Below are 6,984 nucleotides of genomic sequence, written 5' to 3' on the forward strand. Positions count from 1 at the left end.
AAATCCGAATACTTATAGGAGGGTCGTTCCGCTACGCTCCACTTCCCCTCCTATAAGTATTCCCTCTATAACCGTTTACACAATCTACTTTATACTCCCATTAATCCTTTGGCACATATCCAATGTTATCCAAATCCTTTTCAAGATGAAATTAATATAGTTAATACTGATGTGCTGAACACAAATTATAATTTGGACATTATAGATTTGCAGGGCAGAATATTATATACACAAAAAGTTTCTCAAGCTTTGCAAACTATTTCTACCAAGCATTTGAGTAATGGTGTATATTATATTCGTTTACACAATACAGAATATAATTATACTTTGAAGGTGATAAAGTAAAATATATTGTTCGATAAAAAAGCTTCTCAATAGTATTATAATAACGGCATTTTCTAGACAAAATCTATATCTTTGCCGACATTATGAGTGAAGAAATATTTAAAAAAGTAGTATCACATAGCAAAGAATATGGCTTTGTTTTCCCTAGCAGCGAAATATATGATGGCCTAGGTGCTGTTTATGATTACGGGCAAAACGGAGTGGAGTTAAAAAATAATATTCGCCAATATTGGTGGCGGAGCATGGTGCAACTGCACGAGAATATTGTAGGTTTAGATTCTGCTATTTTTATGCACCCAAAAATATGGAAAGCAAGCGGACATATTGATGGTTTCAGCGACCCGATGGTAGATAATAAAGACAGTAAAAAACGATATCGTGCCGATAATTTATTGGAAGACCAGATTGAGAAATATATAAAGAATGGCAAAACACAAAAAGCAGAAGAACTACAAAATGCTTTGGATAAAGCCATTGCTGACAATAATCTGGACGCATTAAAAGAGTTAATTATAACACACGAAATTGCCTGCCCTGTGAGCGGTACACGCAATTGGACCGATGTGCGTCAGTTCAATTTAATGTATAAAACACAAATGGGTGCCTTGGCCGAAGATGCTGAAGATGTATACCTACGTCCTGAAACTGCACAAGGAATTTTTGTTAATTTTTTGAACGTTCAAAAAACCGGAAGAATGAAAATTCCTTTTGGTATTGCTCAAACTGGAAAAGCTTTTCGTAACGAAGTAGTAGCCCGTGGTTTTATTATGCGAATGCGTGAGTTTGAACAAATGGAAATGCAGTTTTTTGTGAGACCTGGCACAGAGATAGAATGGTATAATAAATGGAAAGAACAACGCCTCAAATGGCACCTGGCTTTGGGCACGAATCCTGATAATTATCGTTTCCACGACCATGTAAAACTTGCCCATTATGCAAATGCTGCAGTTGATATAGAATATAAATTCCCAATTGGTTTTAGAGAAGTAGAAGGGATACATAGCCGTACTGATTTTGACCTTGGCCAACACCAACAATTCAGTGGCAAAAAACTACAATACTTCGATCCTGAAATTAATCAAAACTATGTGCCTTATGTAGTAGAAACGTCTATTGGTTTAGATAGAATGTTCTTATTGCAAATGTGTAATGCTTTTAAAGAAGAAAAGGTGCAAAATGGAGAACTAACGGAGACACGCACGTTACTTGCATTGCCTGCCGCATTAGCTCCTATTAAATTAGCCGTATTGCCTTTGGTAAAAAAAGATGGTTTGCCTGAGCTCGCTCGTAAAATTATGGATGATTTTAAGTTCGAATTTAATTGTCATTATGAGGAGAAAGATAGTATTGGCAAACGATATAGAAGACACGATGCACTAGGCACTCCGCTGTGTATTACCATCGACCATGATTCATTAGAAGATGAATCGGTAACCATCCGTCACCGAGATACCATGCAACAGGAACGTGTGAAGATTGCTGCGTTGAAAGATATTATAATACCTCAAATAAGTATGAATGAGTTGTTACGGAAATTGAATTAAGGTCTCTTCGGAAACTTCCTAAACCAACTTCTTATTTTCATATCCAGTACTCCGAAGAAAGCTTCTTTGAAAATACCAGAACTCATTTTGCTTTGACCTAAAGTGCGGTCATAAAATATGATAGAAACTTCTTCCAACTTAAAACCAATTTTCCAAGCAGTAAATTTCATTTCTATTTGGAAAGCATAACCTTTAAATTTGATTTTATCTAATTCAATAGTTCGCAAAACCTCTGCACGATAGCACACAAATCCTGCTGTGGTATCACGCACCTGCAATCCCGTTATCCAACGCACATAAGCTGATGCATAATAGCTCATCAACACACGGCCTATTGGCCAGTTCACCACATTAATGCCAGTTTTGTAGCGAGAACCCACGGCTATATCAGCACCATTCGAACAGGCTTCGTGCAAGCGTACCAAGTCTTCGGGATTGTGACTAAAATCGCAGTCCATCTCAAATATAAATTCATAATTTATTTCTAGGGCCCATTTAAACCCAGCTATATATGCAGTACCCAAGCCCTGTTTGCCCTTTCGTTGCATCAAATGCAATTTTCCTGGATATTCCTTTTGTAATTCGATTACTTTTTCTGCAGTCCCATCAGGGCCGCCATCATCCACTATTAATATGTGGAAATCTCTAGGCAAAGAAAACACTTTGTGGATCATGGTTTCCACATTTTCTATTTCATTATAGGTCGGTATGATAACTAACTTATCGGACAATGTTGTAAATTTGGCGGCAAATATAACACCTACCTCTCTTGAAAAAGGCTTTGTTTTTAGACCGCGATGGTATCATAAACCGTGAACTGGGCGATTATGTTACACATCCCGACCTTTTTGTGCTGAATCCTGGCATTGCAAAAGCTATCAAATATGCTAATGAAAAAGGATTTCCTGTCATCGTTATCACCAATCAAGGAGGAATTGCCAAAGGACTTTATACGGAGGAAACCTTGCTCCAAATACATCAAAAGATGCATCAGCTTTTACAAACCGAAGGTTCAAAAATTGATGCCATATATTTTTGCCCGCACCATCCTGAGGTAAGTGGCGGTTGTCTCTGCCGCAAACCTGGTTCTTTATTAATTGAAAAAGCAATCAAACATTATAATATTAACCCTGCAGAAAGTATGATGCTCGGGGACCGAGACAGAGACCTTGAGGCTGCCGCAGCTTGCGGTATTGAGGGTGTATTGATTGAGGATAATAAAACGGAAAATGTACGGAAAATAATCAAAATATTTTTTGAGATGAGGTAGAAATCATATATTTTTGCTCACAAAATTATAATCTATTTTACGTATGAAATTAAAATTAGCCCTTCTGTCGTGCCTGGTAAGCAGCATCGCTTTGTCGCAAAATCTCACTGAAAAAAAATATCGTTTTTCCCTACATGCAGATTATGGAATAATGCCCTACAAGGTTACTGCAACAAACCCCGATGAACGTTTGTATATCACCAACTCCTTTTATTATGGTTTTGGAGTCAATTATTCATATAAGTTCAATTCTAAATATAAATCTGCTTTGGGTTTTCACCTAACTACAAATAGCTTTCGAATACATACCATATCCAAAATAAACAACACTGACTTTTCAGAAAAAGTTCAAATTTTCCCGATTTTAGGTGTCATCTCTGTCCCTATTAACATCCAAAGAATTATATATAAAAACAAAAAGCTGACCCTTAATACAGGGGTTGGCGTTTCATACAGCTACTATAATATATGGGGAGCTTCACTAATAATGAATGATAATTCGAATAAATATGAAGTTGCCAAATGGGATGTGTCTAACAATGGGGTTTATTATAAAAACATTTGGGCAGCCGAAATAAGTTTTGGCGGTAATTTAAAAGTGGGTCCGAAACAAGAATTAAGTATTAATTGTATTCTTTCGCTTCCTGTTAATAGCACAAACGTGGTGGGGAAAAACTATATAATGTATTCGAGTTCTAAAGATATTATTGGAGAGGGCACCGCTTCAAATCCAGGTCGGAAGTTGGGACTTTCTATTGGTTACTATTTATAATCGTTTCCTATCTTTATACATGGCTACTTTACGCCAGCCGTTTTCCGATCAAAATATATCATTACTTTTGCACTATGATGAATAAAACATGTCTCATATTTTTGCTGTCGTTTTTTTGCACTTATTCCTTCTCTCAAAACACTGATTCAAGTAACATCGCACATATATATAAAACAGCCCTCACCCAAGGAAAGTGTTATGATAATTTAAAACAACTATGTAGCAAAGCCGGGGGCAGAATCAGTGGTTCGGCTCAAGCTGCTGTTGCTGTTGAGCTCATGGAGAAACTCATGATAGAACAACAGGGTTTCGATTCGGTATGGCTGCAACCCGTGATGGTGCCTCATTGGGTAAGAGGAAAAAAAGAAACTGCTTCTGTCTTTCATCCGAGCTTGGGTTATATGAAATTAAATATTATAGCTTTGGGTGGAAGTGTGGCAACACCCGATGGTGGACTTAAGGCCGAAATACTAATGGTGGATAGTGTAACTGATATTGCGAAACTGGGCGAAGAAAAAGTAAGAGGCAAAATCATTTTTTTTAACCGCCCTATGGACCCTGCTAAAATTTTCACGTTCGAGGCTTATGGCGGAGCTGTTGATCAGCGTTGGGCTGGGCCATCCATTGCTGCAAGGTATGGAGCAGTGGGAACTATTTGCCGCAGCATGGAGGTGGGCTTAAGCGACCATCCACATACAGGTGCCATGCGTTACGATTCATTATATAATAAAATTCCTTGTGCCGCAATTAGCACCAATGATGCAGAAAAATTAGGCAAATGGTTGAAGGAATTTCCGCTTATCAAATTACAAATGCACATGCACTGTGAAACACTTCCCGATGTATTAAGTTATAATGTGGTGGGCGAAATAAAAGGAAGCGAAAAACCTGAAGAAATTATAATAGTTGGCGGACACCTAGATGCGTGGGACAATGGCGATGGTGCACAAGATGATGGTGCAGGTTGTGTGCAAAGTATGGAGGTGGCCAATATTTATAAATCGCTACACATAAAACCCAAACGCACCATTAGAGTTGTATTATTTATGAACGAGGAAAATGGATTACGTGGTGGTCGTAAATATGCCGAGCTTGCCAAACAAAATAAAGAAAAACATATAGCCGCTATAGAAACAGATGAAGGTGGATTTACGCCCCGCGGTTTTAATGCAACATGCGACAGTAACCAATGGAAACTATTATATAGTTGGGCACCCTTATTCAAACCTTATTGGGTTCACGAATGGCAAGTGGGTGGCGGTGGTGCCGACATTGGCCCGCTCAGAGATCAAGGTGTAGCATTAATTGGTTTTATTCCCGACCCACAACGTTATTTCGATTTTCACCATACCGAAATTGACCAATTTAAATATGTAAACAAGCGGGAGCTAGAACTAGGTTCTGCTACTTTAAGTTCCTTAATCTGGTTGCTCAGTGAGCATGGATTTTAATTATAATATTTTGTAGTGACTCCTCAAGAAAACGACCATCCCGGTAGATATACCATCCGTTGGTTTGAGAATGGCCACATCGTATTATGGTTGTTCAAAGATTTATGTTGGGTCTCTTCTTTTAAAATGGGCGGTGTTATTATGATGGTTCCCACTTTGCTTTTGGGAATATATATAACTTGGTTAAGCAAAAAATCAAAATCAGATTTGTTTCACAACTTGGCTGTTTGCTTTTGGATTGCAGCTAATTCTATGTGGATGTGCTCTGAGTTTTTTGAGTTGGAACCCACAGGAAAACCTATTGCTACTGGGCTTTTTGTTTGTGGTATTATAATACTTTTGGTATATTATATTTTTGTGAGGAAGAGAGCTTAAAACACTTTTTGAGTTTAAAAAATAGAGAACCACAAATAAATACAGCTCAATGATGTAGCTGAATAAATGCGAAATTTTTTTATTTGTTGATTTATAGATGTTTACAAAATTTTTCAAATTTATTATTTATTATTTATTATTTATTATTTATTATTTATTATTGCGGTTCAAACTTTAAATAAAAAAATAAATATGAAAAAAATTATTCTACTAGCTTTTTTAAGCTCTTTCCTAACCCCATCATTTGCGTACTTCACAATTTGTAAAAGCAATAAGGGGTCCAATGGTTACTTTCGGGTTTGCGAAGAACATGGATCGAACGCACACATACTTAAATGCGAAGGCCCTGGAGACATTCGTTGCGAATGGATGATATCCCCTCCAACTGGCGAAAGAGAAGTGCCATGTGGTGGTATAACTGTGTTTGTGGAAAACAACATCACCAACAACCAATTAACAGGCCAAGCAATTATGGGGGGTGTTAATTTTGTAGCATGGGCAGGAACGGACTTAAGTAATTATTCCTTTACAGTGTATACTATAGCAGAAGCAACACAATTAGGTTTATTAAATTAATACTATTATGAAAAAAATAATTAAAATAGCCTCACTACTAATAGTGTTAAGCTTACAAACATTAAATTCTTTTGGTTATATTAAAATATGTCGAATTTATAAAGGAGAAAACGGTTATGATAAGATAACAGAAAACCATAATTATTCAAATCCATTTCAACATAGACATTTATTAGATTGTGAAGACCCTGGAACTAAAAAATGTGAATGGACTACCTATCAACCAGGTGCAGATGAAATAGTCCTGCCAAGAGTTGATTGGTTAGTTGATTTTGCTGAAACCAAGGTATTGCAGGGCTGTTTACCAGTAGCGAGATACTTGTTTTCTGACGCATTAGTGATTGTTACCGGTAATAATCCAAACTACTATTATATTGAAATCTACACAATAGTTGAAGCTACCGAACTTGGTTTACTTTAAGCAACGTTTTTATTTTTTATTTTTATTAATAACTCTTTTTATTAATAAAGGGTTCGCACAACAAAAGTTTGAGTTTGATACTTTTATAAATGTGGGTATTAGGAATTATTATGATTCCGATAGAAGACCTCTGTTTTATTGTCATAAAGAGAGCATATACTATATTAATTATGAATGTAAAAACATAAAAAGTTTTATGTTTTATAACGATTCATTGCTTGTTTTTTATA

At 36.5% G+C, this 6,984-nt stretch carries 9 protein-coding genes; 8 read left to right on the forward strand and 1 reads right to left on the reverse strand.

Going from position 1 to position 6,984, the window contains the following annotated elements; translation table 11 throughout:
• Positions 1 to 108: 108 nt before the first annotated feature.
• Positions 109 to 345: a T9SS type A sorting domain-containing protein gene (locus tag SGJ10_01600; GenBank protein ID MDZ4756819.1), complete on the forward strand. Its 237-nt coding sequence runs from the start codon at positions 109 to 111 to the stop codon at positions 343 to 345.
• 80 nt (positions 346 to 425) lie between these two features.
• Positions 426 to 1,889: a glycine--tRNA ligase gene (locus SGJ10_01605; GenBank protein MDZ4756820.1), complete on the forward strand. Its 1,464-nt coding sequence runs from the start codon at positions 426 to 428 to the stop codon at positions 1,887 to 1,889.
• Here SGJ10_01605 and SGJ10_01610 read toward each other — a convergent pair.
• On the reverse strand, positions 1,886 to 2,620 hold the full coding sequence (locus SGJ10_01610) for a polyprenol monophosphomannose synthase (GenBank protein ID MDZ4756821.1): 735 nt from the start codon (positions 2,618 to 2,620) through the stop codon (positions 1,886 to 1,888). The genes SGJ10_01605 and SGJ10_01610 overlap by 4 nt on opposite strands.
• Positions 2,621 to 2,658: 38 nt before the next feature.
• On the opposite strand from SGJ10_01610, the gene SGJ10_01615 reads away from it, so the two are divergent.
• The 6 genes from SGJ10_01615 (at position 2,659) to SGJ10_01640 (ending at position 6,754) form a co-directional block, all read left to right on the forward strand.
• The gene (locus SGJ10_01615; protein MDZ4756822.1) at positions 2,659 to 3,159 is read left to right on the forward strand and encodes an HAD family hydrolase; all 501 of its coding nucleotides are present in this window, start codon (positions 2,659 to 2,661) and stop codon (positions 3,157 to 3,159) included.
• 43 nt (positions 3,160 to 3,202) lie between these two features.
• Positions 3,203 to 3,931, forward strand: coding sequence for a hypothetical protein (locus tag SGJ10_01620; GenBank protein ID MDZ4756823.1), 729 nt, complete (start codon positions 3,203 to 3,205; stop codon positions 3,929 to 3,931).
• 74 nt (positions 3,932 to 4,005) lie between these two features.
• Complete coding sequence (locus tag SGJ10_01625) at positions 4,006 to 5,382, forward strand: M20/M25/M40 family metallo-hydrolase (protein MDZ4756824.1); 1,377 nt, start codon at positions 4,006 to 4,008, stop codon at positions 5,380 to 5,382.
• A 15-nt stretch (positions 5,383 to 5,397) separates the two neighbouring features.
• Entirely contained in the window at positions 5,398 to 5,757 is a 360-nt protein-coding gene (locus tag SGJ10_01630; GenBank protein ID MDZ4756825.1) for a hypothetical protein, read from the forward strand.
• A 192-nt stretch (positions 5,758 to 5,949) separates the two neighbouring features.
• Entirely contained in the window at positions 5,950 to 6,333 is a 384-nt protein-coding gene (locus SGJ10_01635; GenBank protein MDZ4756826.1) for a hypothetical protein, read from the forward strand.
• Positions 6,334 to 6,340: 7 nt separating this feature from the next.
• Positions 6,341 to 6,754, forward strand: coding sequence for a hypothetical protein (locus tag SGJ10_01640; protein ID MDZ4756827.1), 414 nt, complete (start codon positions 6,341 to 6,343; stop codon positions 6,752 to 6,754).
• Positions 6,755 to 6,984 lie beyond the last annotated feature (230 nt).

Source organism: Bacteroidota bacterium (genome assembly GCA_034439655.1).
GTDB lineage: Bacteria > Bacteroidota > Bacteroidia > UKL13-3 > UKL13-3 > CANJUD01.